General features: G+C 42.6%; 1 protein-coding gene. It reads right to left on the bottom strand.

What is annotated here, in order from left to right; all coding sequences use genetic code 11:
- Window positions 1-1,490, bottom strand: a 1,490-nt coding sequence (locus V7D75_RS10860; RefSeq protein ID WP_333614568.1) for a M66 family metalloprotease, incomplete at both ends; no start/stop codon positions are given.

The following is a 1,490-nucleotide window of genomic DNA, read 5'->3' as shown; positions in this document are numbered from 1 at the left end:
CATTACGATCGGTTTTATAAGAGTTATATATTAACTCACCGTCCGTATCTAAACTAATAGTCGGGTTTCCAGCTTGGCTGATCAGTTGTTGCTCTAATACTGGTAATTCGATTTTTCTTAATGCACTAAAGCCATGCTCTTTACCAAAGGTAACGGCTGGCTTGATGGTATCGCTGTATGGACCAATAGCCGTTGATGATAATAATACCTGTGCTTCGTTGGCTTTTTTACAATACAAATCGACTTTGCTAGGATTTTCAGAAATCGCTAGATTGACATGAAATTTATTAGCATTGCTATTGCCATTGACGCGATTAGGGGCAAGAGCAATGTTATTAACCATATTGTTACTGTAAGTAACGGTCAACCAGCAGCTAGCCACGTCAGCAGAGGTATTCGCTGCTGGTAAATCAAAAACATTACCCCAGTTACCACGTGCTGCCGGATAAATAATACCTTTTTGTGCGACAGGATCATAGCCACCTAAAATAGTATAGACAGGAGTGCCTTGCAAACGTGGTTTTAAATAATTGCCATCTGCGCTGTTGTACCAAACATTATTAGATTTTGGCACTTTTGGTTGTGCCACTTCCATCTTTCTAAGACCAGCATTCCACTTTTTATAGCCGGTCGGTGAGTCACTGGCAAACATATGACGATCGAATGCTGGCTGAATTTTAATTTTCGTACTATAACCAGTATAATGAGTATAGCGTGAGATATTACTGTTATTAGAACCACCAGACATGGCGTCACGGCCGTAGCCATATTGGGCTAAGAAAGTAGGTGAGTCTTCAGTACCGGGACCAACATCTTTTCGCCACCATTCAAAGTTACCACGCATTCTATTTCTAAGCGGCATAAATCCCCAACCGCTATCTGCATGATGTTCTGACCAGAATTTTTTATCGCCAACTTTACCTGGGTAATGCCCCAATCCATAATGATGGCCAATTTCATGACTAAACTCATTGCCGACCGAATCAATCAAAGTCAGCATGCCATTACCACCGCTTAAGCCATGGTTGAATATACCGTTGGCGTATTTGCCACGTGCGTGGTGCGCATTAACATTTTGGGTGAGCTGTGGCTGTTCTTGGCTTTGCATAGAAGCGCTAGTGATGCCCCAGTTCGCCAGATTAATACCAACACCAAAGGTTGATTTGCCTGTGTTTTCGCGCATATCCCCGCTATAAACGTCGCCAGTTGAAGCACTACCTGAAGCCACATCATAGATAGTACCATTCGCTACCATCACTCGATCAAGCACGACGTCATCATATTTAGCGATAGTCATTTGTGCTGCTGGGATGGTCTGGAAATAATCTGCACCAGCTTTTTCTGGCTGTAGCAGCATATAATGACCATTGTTATTTACAGTCACTGGACTTAAAAGACCAAGACGAATATTGGTTAATACTAGCTCGCCTGGTGCCGCAAAGTCTATTTTATCTTCTGAAAGTTCACCGCTACGATTTTGTTCATCGACG

It is taken from the genome of Psychrobacter sp. (assembly GCF_036731945.1).
In the GTDB taxonomy this organism is placed as follows: Bacteria; Pseudomonadota; Gammaproteobacteria; order Pseudomonadales; family Moraxellaceae; genus Psychrobacter.
This window is presented reverse-complemented; position numbering and strand designations above follow the sequence as displayed.